The 25,722-nt window shown below is 61.2% G+C and carries 23 protein-coding genes; 9 read left to right on the forward strand and 14 right to left on the reverse strand.

What is annotated here, in order from left to right:
- Positions 1-9: 9 nt before the first annotated feature.
- From R8871_RS37180 to R8871_RS37195, 4 genes are all read right to left on the reverse strand, one after another.
- Complete coding sequence (locus R8871_RS37180; RefSeq protein WP_175054890.1) at positions 10-954, reverse strand: acetaldehyde dehydrogenase (acetylating); 945 nt, start codon at positions 952-954, stop codon at positions 10-12.
- Positions 955-965: 11 nt separating this feature from the next.
- The gene (locus R8871_RS37185; protein WP_175054891.1) at positions 966-1,787 is read right to left on the reverse strand and encodes a 2-keto-4-pentenoate hydratase; all 822 of its coding nucleotides are present in this window, start codon (positions 1,785-1,787) and stop codon (positions 966-968) included.
- Entirely contained in the window at positions 1,784-3,274 is a 1,491-nt protein-coding gene (locus R8871_RS37190; RefSeq protein WP_175054892.1) for a 2-hydroxymuconic semialdehyde dehydrogenase, read from the reverse strand. The genes R8871_RS37185 and R8871_RS37190 overlap by 4 nt, the downstream gene beginning before the upstream one ends.
- Positions 3,275-3,407: 133 nt before the next feature.
- A complete protein-coding gene (locus R8871_RS37195; RefSeq protein ID WP_175054893.1) occupies positions 3,408-4,385 on the reverse strand; it encodes a LysR substrate-binding domain-containing protein in 978 nt (325 codons plus the stop codon).
- A gap of 200 nt (positions 4,386-4,585) precedes the next feature.
- Here R8871_RS37195 and R8871_RS37200 point away from each other — a divergent pair, with 200 nt between their 5' ends.
- Positions 4,586-4,747 carry a DUF1328 domain-containing protein gene (locus R8871_RS37200; RefSeq protein WP_035551387.1) on the forward strand — a complete coding sequence of 54 codons (162 nt, stop codon included), beginning with the start codon at positions 4,586-4,588 and terminating at the stop codon, positions 4,745-4,747.
- A 130-nt stretch (positions 4,748-4,877) separates the two neighbouring features.
- Here R8871_RS37200 and R8871_RS37205 read toward each other — a convergent pair whose 3' ends face one another.
- Both R8871_RS37205 and R8871_RS37210 read right to left on the reverse strand, forming a co-directional pair.
- Positions 4,878-5,507, reverse strand: a complete 630-nt coding sequence (locus R8871_RS37205; protein WP_175054894.1) for a GNAT family N-acetyltransferase — start codon at positions 5,505-5,507, stop codon at positions 4,878-4,880.
- Between the two features lie 141 nt (positions 5,508-5,648).
- Positions 5,649-6,551, reverse strand: a complete 903-nt coding sequence (locus R8871_RS37210) for a LysR substrate-binding domain-containing protein (RefSeq protein WP_246288030.1) — start codon at positions 6,549-6,551, stop codon at positions 5,649-5,651.
- A gap of 102 nt (positions 6,552-6,653) precedes the next feature.
- Here R8871_RS37210 and R8871_RS37215 point away from each other — a divergent pair, with 102 nt between their 5' ends.
- A complete protein-coding gene (locus R8871_RS37215) occupies positions 6,654-7,550 on the forward strand; it encodes an EamA family transporter (RefSeq protein ID WP_175054896.1) in 897 nt (298 codons plus the stop codon).
- 41 nt (positions 7,551-7,591) lie between these two features.
- Here R8871_RS37215 and rfbC read toward each other — a convergent pair whose 3' ends face one another.
- Positions 7,592-8,143 (reverse strand): dTDP-4-dehydrorhamnose 3,5-epimerase, encoded by a 552-nt coding sequence (rfbC, locus tag R8871_RS37220; protein WP_175054897.1) that lies wholly within the window; start codon positions 8,141-8,143, stop codon positions 7,592-7,594.
- 163 nt (positions 8,144-8,306) lie between these two features.
- Positions 8,307-9,302: a GlxA family transcriptional regulator gene (locus R8871_RS37225; protein ID WP_175054898.1), complete on the reverse strand. Its 996-nt coding sequence runs from the start codon at positions 9,300-9,302 to the stop codon at positions 8,307-8,309.
- A gap of 765 nt (positions 9,303-10,067) precedes the next feature.
- Between R8871_RS37225 and R8871_RS37230 the strand changes: the two genes are divergently transcribed.
- The 6 genes from R8871_RS37230 to R8871_RS37255 all read left to right on the forward strand — a co-directional run bounded on the left by R8871_RS37230 (position 10,068) and on the right by R8871_RS37255 (position 18,626).
- Entirely contained in the window at positions 10,068-10,442 is a 375-nt protein-coding gene (locus R8871_RS37230; RefSeq protein WP_175054899.1) for a hypothetical protein, read from the forward strand.
- Positions 10,443-10,798: 356 nt separating this feature from the next.
- Positions 10,799-11,722 carry a LysR family transcriptional regulator gene (locus R8871_RS37235; RefSeq protein ID WP_175054900.1) on the forward strand — a complete coding sequence of 308 codons (924 nt, stop codon included), beginning with the start codon at positions 10,799-10,801 and terminating at the stop codon, positions 11,720-11,722.
- Positions 11,723-11,738: 16 nt separating this feature from the next.
- On the forward strand, positions 11,739-12,413 hold the full coding sequence (locus R8871_RS37240) for a response regulator transcription factor (protein ID WP_175054901.1): 675 nt from the start codon (positions 11,739-11,741) through the stop codon (positions 12,411-12,413).
- A 250-nt stretch (positions 12,414-12,663) separates the two neighbouring features.
- Positions 12,664-15,945, forward strand: coding sequence for an efflux RND transporter permease subunit (locus tag R8871_RS37245; protein ID WP_175054902.1), 3,282 nt, complete (start codon positions 12,664-12,666; stop codon positions 15,943-15,945).
- Positions 15,935-17,149, forward strand: a complete 1,215-nt coding sequence (locus R8871_RS37250) for an efflux RND transporter periplasmic adaptor subunit (protein WP_175054903.1) — start codon at positions 15,935-15,937, stop codon at positions 17,147-17,149. The genes R8871_RS37245 and R8871_RS37250 overlap by 11 nt, the downstream gene beginning before the upstream one ends.
- Positions 17,142-18,626, forward strand: a complete 1,485-nt coding sequence (locus tag R8871_RS37255; protein ID WP_175054904.1) for an efflux transporter outer membrane subunit — start codon at positions 17,142-17,144, stop codon at positions 18,624-18,626. The genes R8871_RS37250 and R8871_RS37255 overlap by 8 nt, the downstream gene beginning before the upstream one ends.
- A gap of 123 nt (positions 18,627-18,749) precedes the next feature.
- Here R8871_RS37255 and R8871_RS37260 read toward each other — a convergent pair whose 3' ends face one another.
- Positions 18,750-19,928, reverse strand: a complete 1,179-nt coding sequence (locus R8871_RS37260) for a porin (RefSeq protein WP_175054905.1) — start codon at positions 19,926-19,928, stop codon at positions 18,750-18,752.
- 326 nt (positions 19,929-20,254) lie between these two features.
- Between R8871_RS37260 and R8871_RS37265 the strand changes: the two genes are divergently transcribed.
- Positions 20,255-20,536 (forward strand): DUF4148 domain-containing protein, encoded by a 282-nt coding sequence (locus tag R8871_RS37265; RefSeq protein ID WP_175054906.1) that lies wholly within the window; start codon positions 20,255-20,257, stop codon positions 20,534-20,536.
- Between the two features lie 262 nt (positions 20,537-20,798).
- Here R8871_RS37265 and R8871_RS37270 read toward each other — a convergent pair whose 3' ends face one another.
- The 5 genes from R8871_RS37270 to R8871_RS37290 form a co-directional block, all read right to left on the reverse strand.
- Positions 20,799-21,914 carry a porin gene (locus R8871_RS37270; protein ID WP_175054907.1) on the reverse strand — a complete coding sequence of 372 codons (1,116 nt, stop codon included), beginning with the start codon at positions 21,912-21,914 and terminating at the stop codon, positions 20,799-20,801.
- A gap of 361 nt (positions 21,915-22,275) precedes the next feature.
- The gene (locus R8871_RS37275; protein WP_246288032.1) at positions 22,276-22,947 is read right to left on the reverse strand and encodes a DUF2968 domain-containing protein; all 672 of its coding nucleotides are present in this window, start codon (positions 22,945-22,947) and stop codon (positions 22,276-22,278) included.
- A 262-nt stretch (positions 22,948-23,209) separates the two neighbouring features.
- Positions 23,210-23,467, reverse strand: a complete 258-nt coding sequence (locus R8871_RS37280) for a hypothetical protein (RefSeq protein WP_175054909.1) — start codon at positions 23,465-23,467, stop codon at positions 23,210-23,212.
- Positions 23,468-23,568: 101 nt separating this feature from the next.
- Positions 23,569-24,282, reverse strand: a complete 714-nt coding sequence (locus tag R8871_RS37285; RefSeq protein ID WP_175054910.1) for a response regulator transcription factor — start codon at positions 24,280-24,282, stop codon at positions 23,569-23,571.
- A gap of 35 nt (positions 24,283-24,317) precedes the next feature.
- Complete coding sequence (locus R8871_RS37290) at positions 24,318-25,715, reverse strand: sensor histidine kinase (protein WP_175054911.1); 1,398 nt, start codon at positions 25,713-25,715, stop codon at positions 24,318-24,320.
- Between the last annotated feature and the right edge of the window lie 7 nt (positions 25,716-25,722).

Here is a 25,722-nt window from a genome sequence, read left to right on the forward strand (position 1 = left end):
TCTTTCCCCTCACGCTGCCACGCGGCTTGCCGCGATCTGCTCGGCCGCGGCGAGCGCCGCCGAGGTCATGATGTCCAGATTCCCCGCATACGAAGGCAAATAATGCGCGGCGCCCTCCACTTCGAGGAACACGCTCACCTTCAGGCCGGCGCGACGCTCGTTCGCATGCAGGGCAAGCGGGCTTGCCGCGGTGTAACGGTCGAACTGCACGGCCTGCTTCAGACGATAACCGGGCACGTAGCTCGCCACCGCCGCAACCATCGCGTGAATCGAGTTTTCGATTTCGCCGGTATCGGCGTCTTCTTCGGTCAGGCAGTAGACCGTGTCGCGCATCATCAGCGGCGGCTCAGCCGGATTCAGCACGATGATCGCCTTGCCGCGCGCCGCGCCGCCGACGGTTTCGATCGCCTTCGAGGTGGTCTCGGTGAATTCGTCGATGTTGGCGCGCGTGCCCGGTCCTGCCGAGCGACTCGCAATCGATGCGACGATTTCGGCGTAACGCACCGGCGCCACTCGCGATACAGCGTGGACGACCGGAATCGTCGCCTGACCGCCGCATGTGACCATGTTCAGGTTGGGCGCGTCGAGATGCGCGAAAAGGTTTACCACCGGCACCACGAACGGCCCGATGGCGGCAGGCGTCAGATCGATCACCGTGACACCGTGTTCGCGCAGTACAGCCGCATGGCGATGATGCGCACCGGCGGAAGTCGCGTCGAAGGCAATGCGAATATCGCCGAAGTTCGGCAGGTTCACGAGGCCGTCGATTCCCTGCGCGGTGGTCGGCACGCCGAGCCGTTCGGCGCGCGCCAGACCGTCCGAAGCCGGGTCGATGCCGACCATCGCGCCCATTTCGAGGTGTTTCGCGTGACGCAATACCTTGATCATCAGATCGGTGCCGATGTTGCCGGAACCGATGATGGCGACGGCCTGCTTGTCTTGCTTATCGTGCATGGCATTCCCAGTCATGATGCGGATTCAGGATGGTGGGCGAAACTCGCGCTCACGGAGCCGAGCCCTTCGATATGGGCGGTGAAGACGTCGCCGGCATTCACGCCGACCATCGGGCCCAGTGCGCCGGTAAGCACGATGTCGCCCGCTTTGAGCGACGCACCGACACGTGTCATCGTATTGGCGAGCCACACGGCCGCGTAGAGCGGATTGCCGAGGCACGCCGCGCCGACGCCGACACTCACCTGGTCGCCGCGCCGCTCCATCACCATGCCGCAGTTGATGGCGTCAAAGGCATCGAGTTTGACGGGGCGATTGCCGAGTACGAACAGACCGCTCGACGCGTTGTCGGCCACCGTGTCCGTCAGCCGGATATCCCAGTTGGCAATCCGGCTGCCGACGATTTCGATGGCGGGCAACGCATAGGCTGTTGCGCCGATCAGATCGGCAATCGTGTGGCGTTCGTGCGGCAGATCGTGCGCGAGCACCAAGGCGATTTCCGCTTCCACCTTCGCCTGCTGCGTGCGCGACATGGCGATCTCTTCACCGTCCGCGATCGACATATCGTCGAACAGCATGCCGAAATCCGGTTGATCGACGCCAAGTTGCGCCTGCACCGCTTTCGACGTGAGGCCGATCTTGCGGCCCACCAACCGGCGACCCATTGCCAGCTTGCGCCCGGTATTCAGGCGCTGCACCGCGTAAGCAGCTTCCAGCACATCACCGCCTAGCTCCGCGATGGCTGTGCGCACCGGTGCGACTGGCGTGCCGTTCTGCTGCGCCTGCCAGAGTGCATCGGCGATGTTCTGTGCGGCATTCAGGTCGATCCCGCTCATGCGATCCTCACGCAAACGTTGGTCAATTCCGAATAGAAATCGAGCGAATGACGCCCGCCTTCACGACCGATGCCCGAGAGCTTGGTGCCGCCAAACGGTGTGCGCAGATCGCGCACGAACCACGCATTGACCCACACGATGCCGGTTTCGATCTGCCGCGCCACGCGATGGCCACGCGAGAGCTGCGTCGTCCAGATGCTGGCGGCGAGGCCATAAGCGCTATCGTTCACGCGGCCGATCACCTCGTCTTCGCTATCGAACGGCGCAATGTGACAGACAGGTCCGAAGATTTCTTCCTTGACGCAGCGTGCATCGTCGGACAGACCGGTCCAGATGGTCGGCATCACGAACGCGCCCTGATCGCGCCCGTCGCCGAATTGCGGCACGTTGCCGCCGGTCACAACGGTCGCACCCTCTTCGAGCGCCAGGCGGAAATACGACAGCACCTTCTCGCGATGACCGCGCGAGATCAGCGGGCCCATCGTGGTGGCGGGATCGTGCGGAGCGCCGACCTGCAGCGCCTCGGTCTTTTCCTTCAACGCGGCAACGAAGCGTTCGAAGATCGGCCGCTCGACGTAGACGCGTTCGCTGCAAAGGCAAACCTGCCCGGCGTTCGTGAAGCTCGACTTCAACACCCCGGCGACGGCCGCCTCGAAATCCGCATCGGCGAACACCACCGCTGCGTTCTTGCCGCCAAGTTCGAACGAGATTTCCTTCACGCCGTCGGCGACGGTCTTCATGATCGTGCTGCCGGTACGCGATTCGCCGGTGAACGTGATCGCGCTGATGTCCGGATGGCGCGTGAGGAATTCGCCGGCCGCCTTCGGCCCGTGGCCATGGATCAGATTGAATACGCCGGGCGGCAGGCCTATGTCGTGCATCACTTCGGCGAGCAGCGTGGCCGAGCTGGGCGTTTCCTCCGAGGGCTTGGCGACGACGCAGTTACCCATGGCGAGGGCCGGCGCGACTTTCCACGTGAACAGCAGCAGCGGCAGATTCCACGGCGAGATGATGCCGACCACGCCGAGCGGTTTGCGCGTGACGTAGTTGATCAGTTCGCTGCCGTCCGCCGCATGCGTTTCGAAAAACTCGCTATTCGCGGTGCGGATCAGATCGGCGAAGGTACGGAAGTTCGCAATGCCGCGGGCAATGTCGAGCTTGCGGGCCTGCTCGATCGGGCGGCCGGTGTCGGCCACTTCCGCGGCGACGAAATCGTCGAAGCGGGCTTCTATGCCGTCGGCGATCTTATGGAGCCAGTCGGCGCGTTCAGCCGGTTTGGTATTGCGCCAGCCCGCGCGTTGGGCGGCGCTTGCAGCGCGCACGGCGGCGTCGACGGTAGCGGCCTCGGCTTCGCAGACTTGTGCGAGCTCACGGCCGTCGACGGGGCTGATATTAGGGAATGTGCTTGCAGTCGCAATGAATTCGCCGTTGATGTAATGGCGAAGTAATGGCTGAGCGCGCTGCGCGGCGGCCGGGGTGAGGGTCACGACGTCTCCTGCTCGATTGAGGTGTTGGCAGGAGTCTAAAGCGGGGCCCCGCGGGGGCGATAATCAAAGATTAGGCGGTGGGTATGCTAAAGGGGAATACCAGAAGGAGGGTTGGGGGTTTTGCAGAAAACCATCAGGCACTAACGTCGTCAGCCGCTGCGGCCACCGTTACCGCTTCCCGCAGGCACGCCACAAAGGCCTGGCAAGCCGTGCTCAACTCCTTGTGCGAGCGCACTGAAAATCCAACCGTCCCGAACGATCCGCTCTCAGGCAAGTCCAGAATCCGCAACAGCCCCGCATCTTCGAACTGCTGCGCCGCAACGCGCGGCATCAACGCAATTCGCGGCGTATCGAGCAGCAAGCCAATATTCGTCAGTAACGACAATGACTCCACGATATCCGTCGGCAACGGCAAACCCGCCGCCCGAAAGAGATGCTCCGCCGAAAGCCGCGCCGGCGAATCGGGCGTGGGCAGAATCCACGGCGAACCGATCAGGTCCGACAGATGCGTCACGCCGGCCGGCGCAGGCCCGTAGCCTTTGCCGACCACCACGCACAACGACTCCTCGAACAACGCCTCGTGCGTCAACGGAAAAGCACTCGCAATCGGCAATTCACGCTCGGGCAAACGCCCGACGACGATATCGAGGTCGCCCGTTGCGAGCGCCGGGAACAGATGCGCCGTCGTGCCCTCGCGCACCGTTACCAGAACGTTCGGCGTGCGCGCCTTCAACATGGCGATCGCCGTGGGCAACAGCCGCGCCGATGCCGAAATCAGTGTGCCGACGATCACGTGACCGCTCGTACCGAGCCGGAAGTCGTTGAGCTCGTCCGTCATATAGCGCAACTCCGCCATCAGCGACTTGACCCGCCGCCCGAGCAGCAAGCCTAGTTCAGTCGGCACGACGCCGCGATTCGAGCGCGCGAACAACGCGCCGTCGAAACACGATTCGAGTTCGTGGATGACCTTGGTGACGGCCGGTTGCGTCAAGCGCATTTCGTTGGCCGCGCGAACGACGGAGCGCGTTTCCAGCACGCGCTCGAAGATCATCAGCTGATTGAGCTTCAGCTTACGGATCAGGGAAATCTCGCTGAGCGGATTGTGTTGCATGGCGGGCGTGACCGGAAATCGACGATCCGCGATGGTACCAGCACAAAATCGGCTGGCCGATTAGGGGCACCCCCTGTTCGCTCCCGCTGGGCACACGTATTGCTCTATATCGCTCGCCGGCAACAACCGTCAAAGCACGCAGTGCCCACAACGAGTCGCCGTTTTCAACTTCGATCCAGCATCAATCGGTGGGAGGCCCCATGCTTCGATACGCTGTAATCTTTTTCATCATCGCGATCATCGCCGCGGTATTCGGCTTCGGCGGCATTGCCGCAGGCGCAACGGAAATCGCCAAGGTCCTGTTCTTCATCTTCGTGGTGATCTTCCTCGTCACCTTGTTGATGGGCGTGATGCGACGCTGACCTCCGCATCGAACAGGTAAGAAGAAACACCCGCCCCGGTGCGTGAATCAGCAGCGCATTGCAATACTTGCCACACCGTATTGCAAAAGTTGCTGCCCACACCGGGGTTTTCATCGCCAACGTACCTTTATTACGCCGCGCGCGCGATCCTCGCCGGCACAGTCAGCCTATGCGACCAGCTCGCGAGCGTGCGCGTCGCCACCGGCGGCTTGCTCAAAATCGCGCTGTCGTAGCGCTTGCCGTCAAAGCGTACGAAATCGACAATGCGAAACCCCTGCCCTCTGTAAAACGCAATCAGATGCGCAGCCGGTTGCGGCGTATCGAGCGCGAGTTCCGCGTAGCCGCGCGTCGCCGCCCAGTGGTCGGCGAAAGCGATCAACAGCGTACCGATGCCACGCGCCTGCCACACCGGCTCCACGCCGAACTGACGCAAGCTGGCAATATCGTCGCGCCGGTAGAGTTCACACGACGACTCACGGTCCGGCGCATACAGCGTCATCGTGCCGACAATGCGCCCTTCGCAGACCGCCACGTAGCAATCGCCGCGCGTCGCGCGTGAACGTGTCGTCTCCACCGTTTGATCCACACAGGTGCAATTCAGCCCCATCGCACCGAGTCGTGTGAAAGCGCGATGCAGCAGCGCGGTCAACGCGACATACGAATCGCGCGATGGATCGAAGCGGCGCAGTTCGACACGGCCCACGCCGTGACACACGTAATCGATACGGACGGATTGCTGCGTCGTTGCACGTCGCTTCACGTTGAGCACCTCGCGCTATCAAGATGCACGAAGTGTAGATTTCGCGCGTAGGCGTCTCAAGAAAAAATGTCGTAAAAACTCACATGGGATGTGCGTGCCGACGTGCATGCACGCCTGTTGCGGACACAGCTTGCCCGCGTCCTAGCCCGCCGGTACTACAAGCGGCTCGCTCTCCCGCAAGCCAAGATGCAATTCCTCGCACAGAAACGTCTGCAATGTCTGCACGGCGGCCGCCTGCGCACCGGAGACCGGGCGCATGAAGAGTCCGAAATCGGCGGTCGGCGCATCGGGTAATCCATCGGCCTGACCGAGCACGCGCATCGACTCCGAGCGGATATTGCCGTCGAGCAGCACCGACACACCGAGCCCCGCTTCCACGGCCGATTGCACCGCCGGCAAACTGGTGCTGGTGCACACAATGCGCCATGCAATCCCCGCGCGCCTTAGCGCCGTCAACACCTGTTGCTGCCACAGACACGCGCCGCCGAACGCAACCACCGGCAGCACGGCTTCATCCTCGCGGCTAAACCCGCGCGCGCCGACCCAGAAGAGCGGCTGTGTCCACGTCAGCAGCGGCACCGCGTCGACCAACGCCGGGTCTCCTACCACCACGTCGAGGCCGCCGTCCGCAAGCCGGTTCGACAATGCCGAGCTGGTATCGACGACGATCTCCAGCGCCACCTGCGGATAAGCGATCGAAAAACGCCGCAGCGCACGCGGCAAGCGACCGACCGCGATGTCTTCCAGCATGCCGAGCCGCACCGTGCCGGACACCTGTCCCGCGCTCAACGCCCGGCGCGCATCGGTGCCCGCGCCGAGGATCGTATGCGCGAACGGAAGCAGCAGATGGCCCGCCTCGGTGAGTTGCACGCCACGCGGCGAGCGGTCGAGCAAACGCTGCCCCAACTCTTCTTCGAGCCGGCGCAATTGCATGCTCACTGCCGCCTGGGTACGGGCAAGGCGGGCCGCCGCCACGCCCACCGCGCCGGTTTCCGCCACGGTGACGAACGCGCGCAGGAGACTGCTGTCGAGATCTCGGGTCATCACGTTTCTTGAAGTGGTCATAAGAAATATCAACTTATCTTAATACCGCCTGCACCGATAAGATAGCTTCCACCCCATTCGAAAAGCGGTAACGAGGCCAAGATGCAGGACACCACCATCAAACCCGCGCTGAATTCTGTGCCGACACCAGCATCCGTGAAGCCCGTGAGCGCCGCAGCCGGCGCGGCGCTACTGTGCGTGCTGTCGATGTCTAGCGTGCAATTCGGCGCCGCGCTCTCCGCGCCGACGATGGCCGAGTACGGCTCGCTCAGCACCACCTGGTTGCGCCTTTGCTGGGCGGCCGTCGTGCTTGCGTTGCTGGTGCGCCCGCGCTTCTTCACCTACTCGCGCTCGCATTGGCTCGCGGCCGGTGCGTTGGGGGCCGCGATGGCCGGCATGACGCTGTGCTTTTTCGCGGCGCTTCAGCGGATTCCATTGGGGCTCGCCGTCGCGATCGATTTTCTTGGACCGCTCGCCGTAGCGACTTTCGCGGTGAGACGAGCGCGAGCATTAGTGTGGCCGGCGCTGGCGATTGCCGGCGTGCTGCTGCTCTCGCGCGATCGCGCGGGCTGGATCGGCGAACCGCTCGGCGTATTGCTCGCGTTCGGGGCCGCGCTCGGCTGGGGCAGCTATATCGTGTTGATGAAAAAGACCGGCACGCTGTTCGCCGGCCTCGAAGGATTGTCGGTATCGCTGATCGCTGCGGCGCTGGTTGCCACGCCGTTTGGCTTCGCACAAAGTGGCATACACATCGCCGCAGGACAGATCGCTGCAACCGCGGGCCTCGCGTTGCTGGTCCCGCTCTTACCCTACGCGCTGGAAATGGTTGCGTTGCGGCACATGCCGGCCGCATCGTTCGGGATACTGATGAGTGTCGAACCGGCGATCGGCGCACTGGCCGGCTTCGTGGTGCTGCATCAACCGATGGGCGTCCTGCAGATCGCAGGCACATTGCTGGTGGTTGCCGCGAGCGTGGGCGCCGTGGTGGCGACACGCTGAACGAACGCCGCTAAACCGCTGCGTATGTGCGTGCGCAGCGCTCAGGCGATATTCTCCGCTTCGTAAAGACGCCGGCCCGCTGCGTCTTTCGCGCCGAGGATCGGCTCGATTTCGATCGGCCATTCAATGCCGATGTCAGGATCGCTCCACAAGATGCAGCGCTCGAGTTCGGGGAACCAGTATTCGGTGGTCTTCCACAGGCATTCGGCGACGTCGGACAGCACGACGAAACCGTGTGCGAAGCCCGGCGGCACCCACACCTGCCGACGATTGGCCGCGCTCAGGCAGGCGCCGCTCCACTTGCCGAAGGTCGGCGAGTTGAGCCGCACGTCCACAGCGACGTCGAACACCTCTCCCACCACCACGCGCACGAGCCGGCCTTGCGGCCGATGCACCTGATAGTGCAAGCCGCGCAACACACCACGCACTGCCCGTAAATGACGGTCTTGCACGAAATTGAAACCGTGCGAGACGTCGTCGGTAAACTCATCCGCGCTGAAGCTCTCGAAACAGAAGCCAAATTCGTCGCAAAACACCTCGGGCTCGATGAGTTTCACCTCCGGCAATGCTGTCGCCATTACCTTGTTACCCATGGCCACTATGCTCGTAAGAAGCCCGCCAGCAGAAAACACGACCGCCGACGCACACGCCGGGGCACGCACGGTCACACATGCCGTTGCGCACCCCGTTGCACACGCGCCCGTCCGCTCCAGGTTGCACCCTGCGCGGCACCGTCTGCACGGCGCCCGCTCAAGCTTACGCCTCGGTCGCCACCCGGCTGCGTGCGCGATATTCGGTGGGCGACAGCGCCATCCGCTTGCGGAATATCTTCGCGAGGCGATCGCCGTTGCCGGTGCCGCTGCGGCGCGCGATCTTGTCGACCGGCAATTCGGTTTCCGTCAGGAAGTTGCAGGCAATGCGCAACCTCACCTGCAGCAGATAATCCGAAGGCGTGACCTGCATTTCATGCTTGAAACGCCGCAGAAAATTGCGTTCGCTCATCGCCGCCACTTGCGCTGCGTCGGCAACCGACACCGGACGATCGCAATTCGCCTCCATCCAGCGAGCGGCGGCACGGATTTTCTCGGCGACGCTGAGTGTGCCGCCCTCGGCCGGTAGCGGCACCCAGGTCGCGGCCATACCTGGCATCACGCGATCGGCGACGCTGCGCGCGAGCTCCGCGCCAAGATCGCGCTTGATGAACATCAGCGCGCTGCGCGCGCAATCGTTACGATCGTTGGCGGCGCTGCGCACGGCATCGGCCGTGGCGCTGCCCAGATAGCGATTCACCTGCAGACCGTCATGCTCCGCGGGACCAGCTGCTTCGAGCACGAGACGGCCCTCGCCGATCGTCTCGATAGCACGGGTTCGCGTTTGCACCGATCGCAACCAGCCCAGCAAGCGTTCGTCGAGCGCGGCCTCATGTGCGCCGTAGCCGCCTGCGATGAACAGAACATCGAAACCGCTGCCATAACGCGTGTCGATACGGTCGGTCCAGATCCGCGCCGACGAAGAACTCGCGACGCTGCCACCGTCCATCGACAGAAACTGCACTTCGTAAGGCGGCTCTTCGCCTGCCCGCGAGCCCGAGAGTTCATTGGCGGTCTGGAACATCTCGACCACCGTGCCAGGCCCGAGCAGCCAGAAGCCGTCGAACAGCAACACGCCGATTCGCCGCGCTGCACTACGCACGTTTAGCGTCGGCGTATGTAACCAGGTAACCCTCGCAGTATCCAGATGCAAGTGCGGCATGATCTTTCCCCAAGCTGTCGTACATTGTGGACCCCGCTGCCCCGTCGGCCGGACGATATGGACGAATTGAATTACGGCGGATGAAAACCACCGGCAACGCCGCTTAACGGATTATGCGTGATGTTAGCCGAATGCCGCGCTATAGTAAATTTGAAAAACAAATCCGTATTGAGAAACACGATGTGCAACGAAAAACATTATTGTGTGTTTCATATGACTGTCGGCACATGAGCCGGCATAAAGGCGGGCCATCGCGGCTTGTCGACCAGCCGAAGACTGAAGAAGCCTGCACAGAGCCACGCTCAAGCCTGCGGCGCTGGCGAGCCGACTTCTCGCGAATCGCCGGATTCGCGATGTCGATTCAACGAAATCACATACAAAAATGTTTCAAACGTGAACTCGAAAGCTCGCAAATAATGAACGTTCAATCAGGCTTTTATTCGCAAATCGGGAATTTATCGACAGTGCCAATGTGGCAAACCGCACATTTATCGAAGCATTCACGATTAAGCAATTCGGCACTTATTTCCCATGCGGCTAAAAATGTTTCTATATTGAAACATCCAGCCTCTTTTACATATGACCAATACCCTGGTCATTAGTCTCTTCACAGGGAAAAACATCAGACAATTGTGCACTGCGGCGGAAATCGTGCCAGCTGGTTTCCTTAAACAAAGTTTCATCCGTTGATCGTGCTCTTTAAGACCCGGTTAAGCGAGGCGGCGCCATAATTTGCTCATCGTGAGAGCAGGAAGGAGCAGAGATATGTCGCGCCCCATGAGCATCGAGAGAGTCAACGAATATGGACAAAACGCGGTTCGCATCGCCATCGAGGACCGTGCGGTACTGCTCGAAACGGCCGACCTGGATGCCGTGATCGAGCATCTCAGCGCGCTGCGCGCCTCGATGCGCCCGGAAGTACCGAAGGAACCGCTGCGCACCCATCAGTATGTGATTGAAATCGATCCGTGCTGGCACGCCGAAAAACATCCGCTGCACGACGGCGCCGTGCTGTTCCTACGGCATTCCGGCTTGGGCTGGGCCGGTTTTGCACTCCCCACTGAGAGTCTTGCCAGATTGCATCACGCGTTGACGCAGCAACTGGAAGCCTCACTCGAAGTACACGGCATGCTCAATTGAACCGGCTGGATCGGCTGAATCAGCCGATACACGAACGGCCGCCGCTTGTTGCGTTTCGCGCAGCACTGCATTTCAGAGAGCGTCTGCACCTGGCGGCGCTTCGCTTCTATACTTCCCTCGCCGCGTCATAGCGGTTACTTTCATTCAGGTCTCTTTCCGAAGCGCGGCTCTGGCCGCGCTCTTTTTTTTGCGCGTCGCTTAGTCTTGCTGATCGTTCACGAACGCATCGGGATGCAAGACCGTCCGCGCAGTTCATGAACATTGCACAAAGTTAAAAAAGACTTAATCCACCTGGGCGTGCCGTTTTATCTGCGATCGCCGATGATGCAGCCATCGTCCTTCTCTACTGTTCCAACATGAACCAGCTACAAGCGATGCGTGTCTTCACACGGGTGGTCGATCTCGCCAGCTTCAATCTGGCGGCGAGACAGTTAGGCATGTCGGCGGCGGCTGTCACGCGCAGCGTCGGCACGCTGGAAGCGCATCTGAACATGCGCTTGCTGAATCGCACCACGCGCTCTCTCTCGCTGACCGATGTGGGCCGCGAGTATCTCGACGGCTGCCGCACGATCATCGAAAAGCTCGACGAGATGGAATCGAACCTGCTGGAGACCACGCGCGATCCGCAGGGCACGCTGCGGATCGCCACGCCGATGACGTTCGCGACTGCCGGGCTGGGCAAATTGCTGGCCGCGTATCGCACGCTGCATCCACGCGTGGATTTCGACGTGACGACGTTCGATACGCATATCGATCTCGTGGAAGGCGGTTTCGACGTATGTTTCTCCGACGACCGCCGGCTCGCCAACTCCTCGCTGGTCAGCCGCACCCTGACCAGCGTCGATGAAATGACGGTCGCGTCCCCCGCGTATCTGGCGCGTCACGGCACCCCTCGCGATCCGACGGCGTTGAACCGCCACGGCTTGTTGACGGTCTCCGACGGTTCGTCGCGTGCCTGGGAGTTCGCGGACGCCGACGGCATCTATCGCGTCAACACCGGCAGCGCGCTCACCGCAACCAGCAGCGCGATGGTGCGCGTGGCCGCGCTCAACCATATGGGTATCGCCTTGCTGCCGCTGCCGATCATCGCTGACGATCTTGCTCAAGGCTCGCTCATCCCCGTGCTCGAACAGTTCGAAATCAACGGCGGCCCGCGTCAGGTGTCGATCCTCTACTCCGGCCGCAACTATCTGTCGATGCGCGTGCGCAGTTTCATCGACTTCGCGGTCAGTCAGTATCGCGCGCCGGACCGCCCGGTTGCTCTGCGGGCGGTGGCCTGAACCGGGCTCGCGCATCATGCCCAAAATACTGACGATCGAAGACGACGAGTTGATCGCCCACGACATCGTGCGCACGCTCAGCGCAAGCGGTTTCTCTGTCGACGTGGCACGAACCGGCCGCGAAGGCATGGCGAAAGTAATGGCGGGCGACTACGACGTCGTCACACTCGACCGCATGCTCCCCGATCTCGACGGTCTGACCATCGTGGCGACGATGCGTGGCGTCGGCATGGAAACGCCGGTGCTCGTGATGAGCGCGATGTCCGACGTCGATCAGCGCATTCAAGGTCTGCGCGCCGGCGGCGACGACTATCTGACCAAGCCCTTTTCGCCAGAGGAAATGTTCGCGCGCGTCGAGGTGCTGTTACGCCGCCGCCCACGTCACACCAAAGTAGAAACGCTGCTGCGCAACGGTGCACTGGAACTCGACCTGGTCCGCCGCAAAGTCACCTACCGGCAGCGCGAACTCGATCTGCAACCCACCGAATTTCGCGTGCTCGAATTCATGATGCGCCACGCCGGCCAGGTGCTGACGCGCACGATGATTTTTGAAGCCGTGTGGGGCTGCCGCTTCGACCCCGGCACCAACCTGATCGACGTACACGTAGGCCGTTTGCGCAAGAAAGTCGAAACTCCCGGCGAGCGCCCGTTGATTCGCACCATTCGTGGCTCAGGCTATCTGTTCGGCTGACACCGCTTCATTTGCAGGCTTTCTGACCGAGCTTTAGCGCTGCATGCAGCGCTAAAGCCGTTGCGCAACGCGGCTTTCAACGCAATCGCGCGCACCCTCCAGGCTTCCTAAAACTAGTTTCATCTGTTTAGTCCGCGACTGTTAGGACCCGCTCTCCAGAATGCCGTTACCGAGCCGCGCCATTGGTGCGCGCCTTAACCGCCACCCGCCCGCGCAGATTCAATCGCGCCTCTGAACGGAGCAGCCTTCGATGTTAAAAATAGTCCGGTTAGCTTTGACCCGGCCCTACACGTTCATCGTGCTTGCGATGCTGATTCTGTTGATCGGCCCGCTTGCCGCGTTGCACACGCCAACGGATATCTTTCCCGACATCCGCATTCCCGTGATCAGCGTGGTCTGGAACTACGCCGGCCTGCAACCGGACGACATGTCCGGACGCGTCGTCACCTACTACGAACGCACGCTCGGCACGACCGTCAACGACATCGAGCATATCGAGTCACAATCGTTTCGCGGCTACGGCATCGTCAAGATCTTCTTTCAGCCAACCGTGGATATCCGCACCGCCACGGCCCAGGTGACCTCGGTCTCGCAAACCGTGCTCAAGCAGATGCCGCCGGGCACCACGCCGCCGCAGATTCTCAACTACAACGCATCCACGGTGCCGGTGCTGCAGCTTGCGCTGACCAGCAACACACTCGACGAACAGAAACTCGCCGACTACGCGACCAACTTTATTCGCCCACAATTGCTGAGCGTGCCAGGCGTGGCAATTCCGACGCCGTACGGTGGTAAAACCCGCGAAGTGCAGATCGATCTCGATCCGCAAGCCTTGCAGGCGAAAAAACTTTCGGCCAACGACGTCGCCACCGCACTTGCCCAGCAAAATCAGATCATTCCGGCGGGCACCGAAAAGATCGGCCGTTTCGAATACAACATCAAGCTGAATAACAGCCCGCTCGCGCTCGACGAACTGAACGCGCTGCCGATCAAAACGGTGGACGGCGCCACGATCTATATCCGCGATGTGGCTCACGTGCGCGACGGCTATCCGCCGCAAGGCAATGTTGTGCGCGTGGACGGTCATCGTGCGGTGCTGATGAGTATTCTGAAGAACGGTTCCGCGTCGACGCTCGACATCATCTCCGGCGTCAAGGCGCAACTGCCGCGCATCGAGGCGACGCTGCCGCCCGGACTGAAGCTCGTGACGATGGGCGATCAATCGACCTTCGTGAAAGGCGCGGTGAGTGGCGTGGCGCGTGAAGGCGTGATCGCCGCCGCGCTCACTTCACTGATGATTCTGCTGTTCCTCGGCAGCTGGCGCTCGACGCTGATCATCGCGGCGTCGATTCCGCTTGCGGTGCTGGCTGCGATTGCGGGCCTGGCCGCCATGGGCGAAACGCTCAACGTGATGACGCTCGGCGGTCTCGCGCTCGCGGTGGGGATTCTGGTCGACGACGCCACCGTCACGATCGAAAACATCAACTGGCATCTCGAACAGGGCAAGGACGTACGCAGTGCGATCATGGACGGCGCCGCGCAAATCGTTGCCCCCGCGTTCGTTTCGCTGCTTTGCATCTGCATCGTGTTTGTACCGATGCTGCTGCTCGACGGCATTGCGCGTTTCCTGTTCGTGCCGATGGCCGAAGCGGTGATCTTCGCGATGATCGCATCGTTCATCCTCTCGCGGACCTTCGTGCCGATGCTCGCGCAATACCTGTTGCGTCCGCATGCATCGGGCGGTCACGCCTCCGGCGAACTGGCCGCGGTGATGGACACGCATGGCGGCCACGCGCATCCGGCGCCATCGCGCAATCCACTGGTGCGCTTTCAACGCGGCTTCGAGCATCGTTTTGAGCGCGTGCGCAGCGTGTACCGGATCGTACTCGGCCTCGCGCTCACACATCGCAAGCGTTTTGTCGCGGGCTTCCTGATCGTCGTGGGTGCGTCGTTCCTGCTTGTGCCATGGCTCGGACGCAATTTCTTCCCCAATATCGACTCCGGCGAAATTGCGATCCACGTGCGCGCGCCGATCGGCACACGGACAGAAGATACCGCCGCGCAGTTCGATCTGATCGAGAACGCGGTGCGCCGCGCAATTCCACCCGACCAGCTGCGCAGTATCGTCGACAACATCGGCCTGCCCAATAGCGGCATCAACCTGACCTATAACAACAGCGGCACGATCGGACCGCAAGACGGTGACATTCTGATCTCACTGAACGAGAACCACACCCCCACCGCCGGCTTCGTGCGCACACTTCGTGAAACGCTGCCGCGCCAGTTTCCCGGGACGACCTTCGCGTTCCTGCCGGCCGATATCGTCAGTCAGATTCTGAATTTCGGCGCGCCCGCGCCAATCGATTTGCAGGTGGCGGGGCCGAATCAGGCGGCCAATCATCGTTACGCCAGCGAAGTGATGCGGCGCATGCGCATGATTCCCGGCATTGCCGATACGCGCATCCAGCAGGCGTCGACGTATCCGCAGTTCACCGTCTCGGTAGACCGCTCGCGCGCCGATCAACTCGGCATTACCGAACAGGATGTGACTAATTCCGTGGTGGCGAGCCTGTCCGGCACAAGCCAGGTTTCGCCGACGTATTGGCTGAATCCGAAGAACGGCGTGTCGTATCCGATCGTTGCGCAGACCCCGCAATACCGCATGACGTCCCTGTCGAATCTGAACAACTTGCCTGTGACCGGCAAGAACGGTCAGGCGCAGATTCTCGGCGGCATTGCGACCATTTCGCGCGGCGTCGGCAATGCGGTGGTGTCGCACTACAACATCGAGCCGCTCTACGACGTGTTCGCGACCACTCAAGGCCAGGATCTCGGCGCCGTCGCGGCGAAGATCCAGAACATCATCCATGCAACCGCAAAAGATGTGCCGAAGGGTTCGATCGTCACGCTGCGCGGCCAGGTGCAGACAATGAACAGTGCGTTCCTCGGTTTGTCGCTCGGTCTGGTCGGCGCGATTCTGCTGATCTATCTGCTGATCGTCGTGAACTTCCATTCGTGGAGCGACGCGTTCGTGATCGTCACGGCGTTGCCCGCGGCGCTAGCCGGCATCGTATGGATGCTGTTCACCACGCATACGCCGCTCTCGGTGCCAGCGCTGACCGGTGCGATTCTCTGCATGGGCGTCGCGACGGCCAACAGCATTCTGGTGGTGAGCTTCGCCCGCGAACGGCTGGCGGTGACCGGCAATGCACTGGTCGCGGCGATGGAGGCCGGCTTCACGCGCTTTCGCCCGGTGTTGATGACGGCGCTCGCGATGATCATCGGCATGGCGCCGATGGCGCTCGGCCTCGGCGACGGCGGAGAGCAGAACGCGCCGCTCGGCCGCGCCGTGATCGGCGGCCTGATTTGCGCGACTTTCGCCACGCTGCTGTTCGTACCGGTCGTGTTCAGCCTCGTGCATCGGCGCGACGCCGCGGGTCACAGTCCATCGCACGGCCCGTCGCGCAGCTCATCCAACGACCCCTCGCACGATCACTCATCATCCGAACCCGGAGTCCATCATGTCCACTGAGATCGAGATCAATTCGCCGAAGCGGCTGCGTCATCTGAAGCTGGTCGGCGTCGTCGCGCTGCTGGCGGCAGCGGGCATCGTGACGAGCGGCATTGCCAGCCGCGTGCATGCGAAACAGGAACTCACCACCTGGTCTGCCCAGCAAGCGGTGCCGACGGTGGTTGCGTACGCACCCAAACACGACCTCGATGCGCAGGCGCTGGTGTTGCCCGGGCGACTGTCCGCCTTCGTCAACGCGCCGATTTACGCGCGCGTGTCGGGGTATCTGCATGCGTGGTACGCCGACATCGGCACGCACGTCAAAGCCGGCCAGTTGCTTGGGGTGATCGATACACCCGACCTCGATCAGCAATTGCAGCAGGCTCGCGCCGACTTACAGAACTCGGTGGCTAATGAAAAACTCGCTGCCTCCACAGCAACCCGCTGGACGAAGATGCTGCAGCAGGACTCAGTCTCGCAGCAGGATGCTGACGAAAAGACCAGCGATCTTGTTGCCAAGCAGGCAACGGTAGCGGCGGCGCAAGCCAACGTGCGGCGTCTCGAAGCGCTCGAATCGTTCAAGCGTATCACCGCCCCGTTCGACGGCATCGTCACCGCGCGCACCACCGATATCGGCGCGCTTATCAATGCCGGCGGCGGCAACGGGCCCGAGCTGTTCTCTGTGTCGGACGCCCATCAATTGCGCGTTTACGTGAGCGTGCCGCAGGACGAAGCGGCCGCCATCAAACCCGGCATGACCGCCACGCTCACCGTGCCCGAACGCCCCGGCGTGAAATTCAACGCCAAACTCGTCGATACCGACGATGCGATCACGCCCTCCTCCGGCACGTTGCTGGTGCAACTCGCGGTCGACAATCAAAACGGTTTGCTGATTCCCGGCGAATACACCGAGGTACATTTCGCGCTGCCGACCAATTCGCATGCCTTGTCGATTCCGGCCAGCTCGCTCATCTTCCGGCAGAACGGTTTGCAGGTCGCGGTCGTCGGCAATGACAACCGTGCGGTTCTCAAATCGGTGTCGATCGCCACCGATCTCGGCACGCACGTCGAGATCGCCTCAGGCCTCAATCCTACCGACCGTGTCATCGACAATCCGCCCGACTCACTCGCCTCAGGCGATGAAGTGCGGCTCGCGGGCAATCCGGCCGGCACGACGGACACATCGCTCGCGGCACGCCGGCCGGCGGAGAGCGCTCATGGATAAACGCCGCATGTGCATCGCGTTGGCAGCCATGGCGCTGATAAGCGGCTGCTCGTTCGCGCCGACCTACCAGGCGCCGGCCACCCGCATCCCAACGACGTTCAAGGAAGGGGGCGCGTGGCAGCTCGCCCGACCCGCCGACCGCGTGCCGCGCGACGCATGGTGGACGGTATATCGCGATCCGGTGCTCGACCGTCTCGAAGTTCAGGTGGCCGCTGCCAATCCAGACGTTGCCGCGGCGATGGCGCGCCACGACGAAGCCACCGCCTACCTGTCGCAAGCACGCTCGGGCTTGTTTCCGACCATCGGCGCCGAAGCGTCGGTCGAACGCCAAAGGCAGTCGGATAACCGCCCGCTGCGTGGCGCGGATCAGCCCGCGGTGTACGGCACGAATACGGTCGACGTCGGCATCGGCTATGACCTCGACCTGTGGGGCAAGATCCGCAACGAGGTATCGGCGGGCCGCTCGGCGATGCAGGCGAGCGAGGCCGATCTCGAGTCCGTACGTTTGAGCTTGCAGGCGAATCTGGCAAGCGCGTACTTCAATCTGCGCGGACTGGACGAACAGCAGCAACTGCTCAACGATACGATCGACACCTACCAGCACGCGCTCAAGCTCACGCTAAGCCGTCACGCGGGCGGCATTGCATCCGACCTCGACGTCTCTCGCGCGCAGACGCAGCTCGATACCGCACGCGCTTCCGCCGACGACATCGCCGCACGCCGCGCGCTGTACGAGCACGCAATCGCCAGCCTGACCGGCGCGCCCGCTTCGGATTTCGCACTCGCGCCGGAGATCGAAACGGCGTACCTGCCGTCGATTCCAACCGGCGTGCCCGCGGCGCTGCTACAACGACGCCCCGATATCGCTGCCGCAGAGCGGCGTGTCGCCGAGGCCAATGCGCAAATCGGCGTGGCCAAAGCCGCATTCTTCCCGGACATTTCGCTCGGACTCGACGGTGGTTATCAAAGCGACACGCTTTCGCCGTGGCTGATGGCGCCGAACGAAATCTGGTCGGTCGGACCGAGCCTCGTGCTCACGCTATTCGACGGCGGCCGCCGTGAGGCGATCACGCAACAGGCGCGCGCCAAACTCGCCGAGAACGGCGCGAAGTACAAGGCCACTGTGCTGCTCGCCTTCCAGCAGGTCGAAGACAACCTCGCGCAATTGCATCATCTCGGCGACGAAGCCACGCAGCAGAACGAGGCGCTGGTTGCTGCGCAACGCACTTTGACACTTTCGATGTCGCGCTATCGCGACGGCGTTGTCAGCTATCTGGATGTCGTGACCGCACAGACCACCGAACTCACTACCCAGATCGATGCATTGAACCTCAATACGCGGCGTCTGCTGGCCTCGGTGGGGTTGATTGAGGCCCTGGGCGGAGGTTGGTCGGCGGACGGCGCTACGGGCTCGCCTGCCGTTCAGGCAGTCAGTGCACAAGCGGTGCATCCGAAGGTGCTCGCGTCCGCTGATTGAAACTGCGGGTTGAATCAGTCAGTTGAGTCCACCAATGCCGTTAAAAAAACGTCGCCGGTTCTTCACCGGCGACGTTTGCCATCCAAACATACTTACGACACCCTTTCGGCGCGCATGCCGCGCTCAGAATTTATGCCGTATCCCCATGGCCACCACCGCCTGTCGATCGCTTGACGAAGCCGCCAGCGAATAGATCGACGCATTGCCAAGCACCGCAATACCGTCCGCTCCCGACACATGCTGATAGACGCCTTCCAGATACAGATCGGTTCGGCGTGACAACGCGTAGTCCGCCTGCAGCATGAACTGATTCCACTTCGGTGCGACGCTCCTGCCGTCGTCACTGAAATGTCCATCCGTGAACGTGTACGAACCACCGAGCGAGAATGTCGGCGTGATGGCATAGCGCGCATTCAGTTCGTAGTTATTGAAAGTCAGCATATCGCCGTTGAGCGTGGAATACGCGCCGCCCTGCGTGATCTGATGCGGGTCGTCCAGCATGGTCCGCGTGAAGACGAGACCGACGCTCGCCGCGCCGAACGTATAGCGCCCAGCCGCGCCGAGGATGCGCTGGCGTGCGCCGGTGAAGGTCGCGTCGCCATCGCTGCTGCTCACCGCGCCGCCAGTGTTGGCGGGTTGATTGACGCCGCCCGGCTGGTTCACCTGGAGATACGCGAGCGCCAGATTGAACGGACCGCCCGCCCATTGCGCGCCGAGGCTATAGGCGTTGTTGTTGCTGAAGCCACCGGCCGCATTGCTGAACGCGTAGGCGCCGCCGACTGTGAAGCCGTCATAGGTCGCGCTGCGGAATTTCAGCGCGTTGTTCATGCGCAGATCGTTGTTGAGATTGTCGTTATCGAACGGATGGTCGGCGATATTGCCGCCGAAGCCCGAACCCGTCGCCGAAAGCGGCGCGACGAAATCGACCAGGAAGTCGTATTGCCGCCCCATGGTTACCGTACCCCACTGCTTGCTCGCGATGCCGACCCATGCCTGCCGGCCGAATTCATCGCCACCGTTGGAGAATTTGCCGCTGTCGATATTAAAACCGTTCTCCAGATCGAAGACCGCGCTCAGGCCACCGCCCAGGTCCTCGTTACCGCGCAGGCCCCAGCGGTCGGTACTGATATTGCCGCTTTCCATCATCCAGTTGCTTTTGCCACCTGAAGCCGTTTTCTGATTGCTGATGTAGTCGATGCCGGTATCGAGTGTGCCGTAGAGCGTGACGCTGCTTTGTGCGTGCGCCGCCGCGCCGAAGGTGCCGGCTAGCGCGACGAGTGTGGTTGCCAATCCTTTGTTCATGTTTGATTCCGGGTAAGAGGAGGCGCCGATCCGCGCAGTGACGGACCGATCCCGCACACCGTGCGGGTAGCCGCAATGTAGATTTGCGTGGTGACATACCCGTGATCAAAACCGGTCGATTCATGAAACGTTTTTTATGTTCATGACATGCACGGGACAAGCCCCTGAATCATCGGATTGCCGGCGCTCCAGCGGATAAATATCTTTTCATGCGTACACCACCGATCCGCTAACGCCAGGTCACTATCCTTCTTATCAACCGATCCACGAATGCATTGCGGTTCGCGCATCGGCTCCATTCAATTTGATTTGTGAGGATTACGAACATGAAGTCTCTGACGCTCGCCATCGCTTTCATCGGTGCAACCGCAACGGCCTCCGCTTTCGCTCAATCGACCACGACGCCCTCGCCGGCGCAACAGAGCGCCGCACCGGCTATGCAAGTAGCGGCGAACAGCACCGCCGCGGTCAACGCGGCTGGGTCGTGGGTGCCGCCTTACGGTCAGGCGACCGGTGAGAAGACGCGTGCACAGGTTTATCAGGAGCTGGTGCATGCGGAGAAGGACGGACAGCTCGCCTATCTGAACTCGACGCTTTACGCGCACTGATATCTGTCACTAAACGCAACACGCTGTATTTCTCGCCCTGATATCAATGACTCTTCGCACCGCGATCAAACGCACTGCCACGTTTGCCGTTGCCGCTGCTGCAGCCGGACTCCTGTTATCCGGATGCGCGACAACGTCGCCCTCAACAAGCGCCGACAACTGTGTCGGCCCACCGAGTTACTGCAATATCTATTTTGGTTCGTGAACAAAAAAAGCGCGCTACCCCTTCGGGCAGCGCGCTTTTTAAGCTGATGTTGATGCTTTAGAACGAGTGTCGAATACCCACGCGCCCCACCACCTGCTTGCCGTCAGACGAGGGATCGAAGCCGGCAATCTGCGCAACGGCGCCGCCGCTGGCTTTTTGTAGCGCGGCGAGCGCATAGATTGCGGTGCGCTTCGACAATTCGTACTCTGCGCTCAGGTTGAGCTGCTGATACTTCGGTTCCTGATTGGTCGCGTGATCGCGGCCATCTGTGTAGGTGTAACCGGCAGCGAGATTCAGCTGGCCGGTTGCCGCGAAGGTGCCGGCAATTTCATAGTTCTGGAATTTGACGTCTTGCCCCGCATCACCCTGCTGGAAATCAACGTTGGTGAAGTTGCCCATCACCTTGAACTTGCCGATCTGATAAGACACGCCCGCGGCAAAGATGCCTTGACTGCGGGCATTAGCCAGATAGTTGCCGTACACCGCGTTGGTAAAGCCCGAGCCGTTCTGATAGCTCTGGATTGCCTGTTCCGGATCGTTGACGCGAAGGTATCCCGCCCCCATCGAGAACTGCCCGTTCGTATACGACGCTGCCGCGCTATAGGCGGAGTTATTCGAGAACTGCCCGGCCTGCCCGCCGAACGAATAAAGGGCTTCGCCGGTAAAGCCCCCGATAGTGGGGCTCGTGTACTTCACCGAATTACTAATGGCGAAGCCGTTGTCGAGGTTGTCCATGTCGTTGGGGTGGGAGAAATACCAGCCGCCGTAGCTGTCGTTGAGCGAGAACGGCTCGATGAGATCGACGATCGGATCCCACTGCCGCCCGAGCGTGACAGTACCGGCCGTCTGACTGGCGAGGCCTACGTACGCATTACGGGAAAAAGCCAGACCACTCCCCAGGCTACCGTTGGTCGAATTGAAGCCGCTTTCCAGGTCGAACACAGCGGAGAGCCCGGCGCCGAGATCTTCCTTGCCTCTGAGGCCCCAGCGGCTACCTGCGCTGACGCCGCTGGCCATTTGATAGAGATGGTTGCCGTTGACGTTGCTGGCGAAGTCGATACCCGTGTCGAGCAGCCCGTAGAGCGTGACGCTGCTTTGCGCATGGGCGGTGGAAACGACGCCGACGCATAGCAGTGCCCCGAGCATGTGGGTCAGCTTCATCTTCTGATTCATGAATCACCTTTCATTTAATTAAGGATGCCTGATAGCCGTGGATACTTTCGATGCTTTGTGACTACTGGACGAATATATCGACATCAGAAATCACCGCATGTGCAACACAGACTTTCAGTTTTTTCGTTGGATTTTCATGAACAGATCATTGACCCAACCCAAAGCGCGCGAGCACCTTGGGAAGAAGAGAAGAACGGGAGCTTGAAGCGAATAGAACCAGGAGGAGCGAGACAAACGCACGTCAATCGAAACTGACGAACAAGGGGGATGTAGTATTGAGAAGTAGCGCTGCGACGCGAAGACTAATGCTAAGCCTCGCTACGCGACTTCGCGCGGCGAGGCACTGAACCTTTACGTTACGTCAGCGATTCGGTATGCGCGGAATGCCTTCGTTGCTCGCCGCTTTGAGCTGCTGAACCTGCCTGAGCGTCTTGTTCAACTGGGCCTGCGCGGCCACGCGCTGCGCCTCGATCTGCCCGATCTCCCTGCGCAACTGATGCTGCCGGTTTGTCACCAGCTGGGATAGCGTGTTGTTGCGTTCGAGATCGCTGCGTAGTCGTTCAGCCTGCGCTTCCGACTGCGCGGTCATGCGCGACAGGCGTTCATTGTGCGCCTCGAGCACTGCGCGGCGTATCTCGATCTCCGACAGGCGCATCACCTGTTCTTCGAATTGGCGGAATGCCGCTTCGGCGGAATCCAGCTCCGTAGAAGTCAGGACGCGCCATAGACACTCGTCGTGATACAGCGCGACGTAGTACGACAGTTCCGCGCGGTGAAACATCAGATTGACCGAATAATTGAAGCTGCGAACGAACCTGAACGAGGTCACCGCGTCGCTCGCGGCCAGCGCCTCGACCTCCGCAATGTCAGCCATCTGAAGCGTGTGCCTGCCTTGCGGTGACGGCATCACGGGTACTGCCCGCAACGGCGTAACCGGCTGCGGCGATTCGGCGGCGAGATCTTCGCCCGCGTCTGGTGGCGCCTTGTCTTCAGGCGTGGCAAGTTCGGCGCCTAGCGGGACAACATGGGACATCGGGGTTGCGGTAATGACACCCCACCGGTTCCATAGGTTTTTCAAGGCGAGTTCTCCGGTTGCGGCAAGTCTCTTCCGTCCATCATCAGGTGACTGATTTCTTCATGTCGCACAGTCACCACGCCGACGCAAAAGCAATCCAGCTTGTTCGATTTCATCCAAACAAACGTTTACATCCCCCGAAATCCACTGACCCGAAACCGAAATAAAGAAAATGCGATGTGCAGGATGACGAACCGTGCCCACCCGGCACAGTTCTCGTTCACGCTTCCTTCTCCACCATGCCCAACAACCCCGGCCGGATTCGTTTCTTACGAATTTGGCCAGTTAGTGGATCAACTCGCGCAGCAAAAGCAAATAGAGCGAGAAGGAGGAACGGAACAGAAATCAGAAGGACGATGTACACAACTTTGCCCGCAGCCAGGAATCGATGCACAGCAAGAGCAATATTCGTACCGACTATTTTGCGGCATGAAAACTCGCTGAATTCGCTCGAAAACCGGCGCTCATCCTGATTCACCGGCGTTCTGGCGTGCGAAACCGGTTGGATGTTACGTAACGTGTTACCGCGCTCGGGAGCGAGATTCAGAGTGACACGAGGCGCCGCGCAGGCAAAATAAGTCAGGAAGATGAAACAGAAACCTGATAGCCAAACCGGCTGACGGTCTCAATCCGAACCTCCGGTACATCGTCCGAAAGTTTGCGTCGCAGCCGGGAGACGACCAGATTCACACTGGAAGGATCGACATCCTCTTTCTCAGGCCAGGCATAGCGGATCAGCTGATCCCTGGCCACCGGCGCATTAACCTGCCTCAGCAAACACTCAAGGAGAAGAAACTCCCGCCGTGTCACGCCAACACGCCGGGCGCCACAAACGAGCTCCCGGGTGGCGGCATCCAAAGAAGGGCCACCCACGGCGGGCAAAACGGAAGCGACAGCAGAAACAAGACTGCTAACCCCTGCCCGGCCACCCCCAACCCGCTGCAAAGCGGCCATCCGCTCATGCATTTCAATAAACGAATAAGGCTGGCAAAAGCACGCATCCGCGCCGGCGCGCAAAACCTTCGTGCGATCCTGAGCAGTAGCCACGCCGAGTACAGCAACAATCGCCGCGCCACTCCCAGCAGTGGCGAACTCCCCAATGAACCCTTGCAACGCAGAATAAGATCCAACCTCGAGCACCATCAAAACAATCGCATCGAACGGTTCCTGCGAGGCGAGAAAAACCCCATCGCGCAGATCGTCGGCCCGTTGCAGACTATGGGCGCTTTCCTGCAGTGCCTTGAATAGCCACGCAGCTTCCGGATGAGAAGGACCAACGAACAGGACGCGCATTCACCACCCTGCCCGAGCAATAAAATAAATCACCCTCATGCGAGGGTCCTCGACCAGCATTCGATGGAAATCCTGGTGCCGGGCTGCGCATTACCGATTTTCATCGTGAAGTCATGCACCCGCATCACCGCTGACACGATGCTCAATCCCAGCCCCGATCCGGCCAGATGCCGCGTACTCTCTCCGCGATAAAACCGCTGCAGAACCGCATCGCGTTCATCCGCGGCAATGCCGGGTCCGTTATCGAGAATGTCCACCTGAGGCCCCGCCGACGTCTGTCGAAGTTCCATGCGCACCACGCCACCTTCGGGCGTGAACTTGATCGCGTTATCCACCAGATTGCTCAACGCCTCGAACAGCAAGGCACGGTCACCATGAATCGCATCGACCGGCTGTACATGCACAGATAGCTGAATCGAGCGGCTTTCGGCGAGCGGTTCATATAGTTCACCAACTTCCTGCATCAGCGTCTCCAACTGCATCTCTCCGAAGCCACCGCGCCGCTGAAGCGTGCCGATCTCGGAGATACGCAACATCGCGCGAAACCGGTCGAGCAATGCATCGGTCTCGATGCGCGCGCGCTCCACCAGCTGCGACAGCGCCGCATCGTCGAGCGTATCGGTGCGCTCCGCCACATGCGCCAGCAAGGTTCGCACATGCGCGAGCGGCGTGCGCAGATCGTGCGCGATACCGTCGCACGCACCTTTCACCTCATTCATCAGGCGTTCGACTTCCGCCAGCATATGGTTCACCAGATGCGCGAGCATATCCACTTCGTCGCGCCCGCCGATCGGCAGGCGCTGCGCGAGATCGCCCTGCGCAATACGCTGCGTGACGCGCCGGATCGCTTTCAGCCGGCGCATCTGCCGCACGCTCAGCGCCAGCCCGCCTGCCACGCCCGCGAGCAGACATACGATCCCGCCGCCCACCAGTGCGTTGATAATGGTCTCGCGAATCCGCAGGATGTGCGTCAGATCGCGCGCGATGACGAGCGTCGAACCGTCCTTGCGCCGCTCGGCCATGGCGCGGACCACCGGCGCCTCGTCGTTGCGCGCCATCGAGAGCACGAGATCGAGCGTCTTGCCGGTGCGATTGGTGGCTAGTTGTGACGGATACACCAGCACGTCCCCAGCCAGCAGACTGCCGTCTGCCGCAAACAGGCCGTAGTAATTGGTGTGCATGCGCTCATGCTCGATACGGCGATGAATCGCGTCGGCAAGACCGGAGTCAGGCAACGAATCGAAGTAGACCAGTTGCCAGTCCATCACCACATCGGTCTCGCGCTCCATATCTCCGGTCACGGCCCAGCCGATGTAGCCCAGCAACAGCATCACCGAAAGCGAAAAGATAACCGCGTAGACCGATAGCAGGCGAAAAGTCGTGGAATGCCAGCGCCGCCCGAGCGCAGATTGAGCCGGGAAGGTTGTGTCCATCAGAATG

The organism is Paraburkholderia sediminicola (genome assembly GCF_902859805.1).
In the GTDB taxonomy this organism is placed as follows: domain Bacteria; phylum Pseudomonadota; class Gammaproteobacteria; order Burkholderiales; family Burkholderiaceae; genus Paraburkholderia; species Paraburkholderia sediminicola.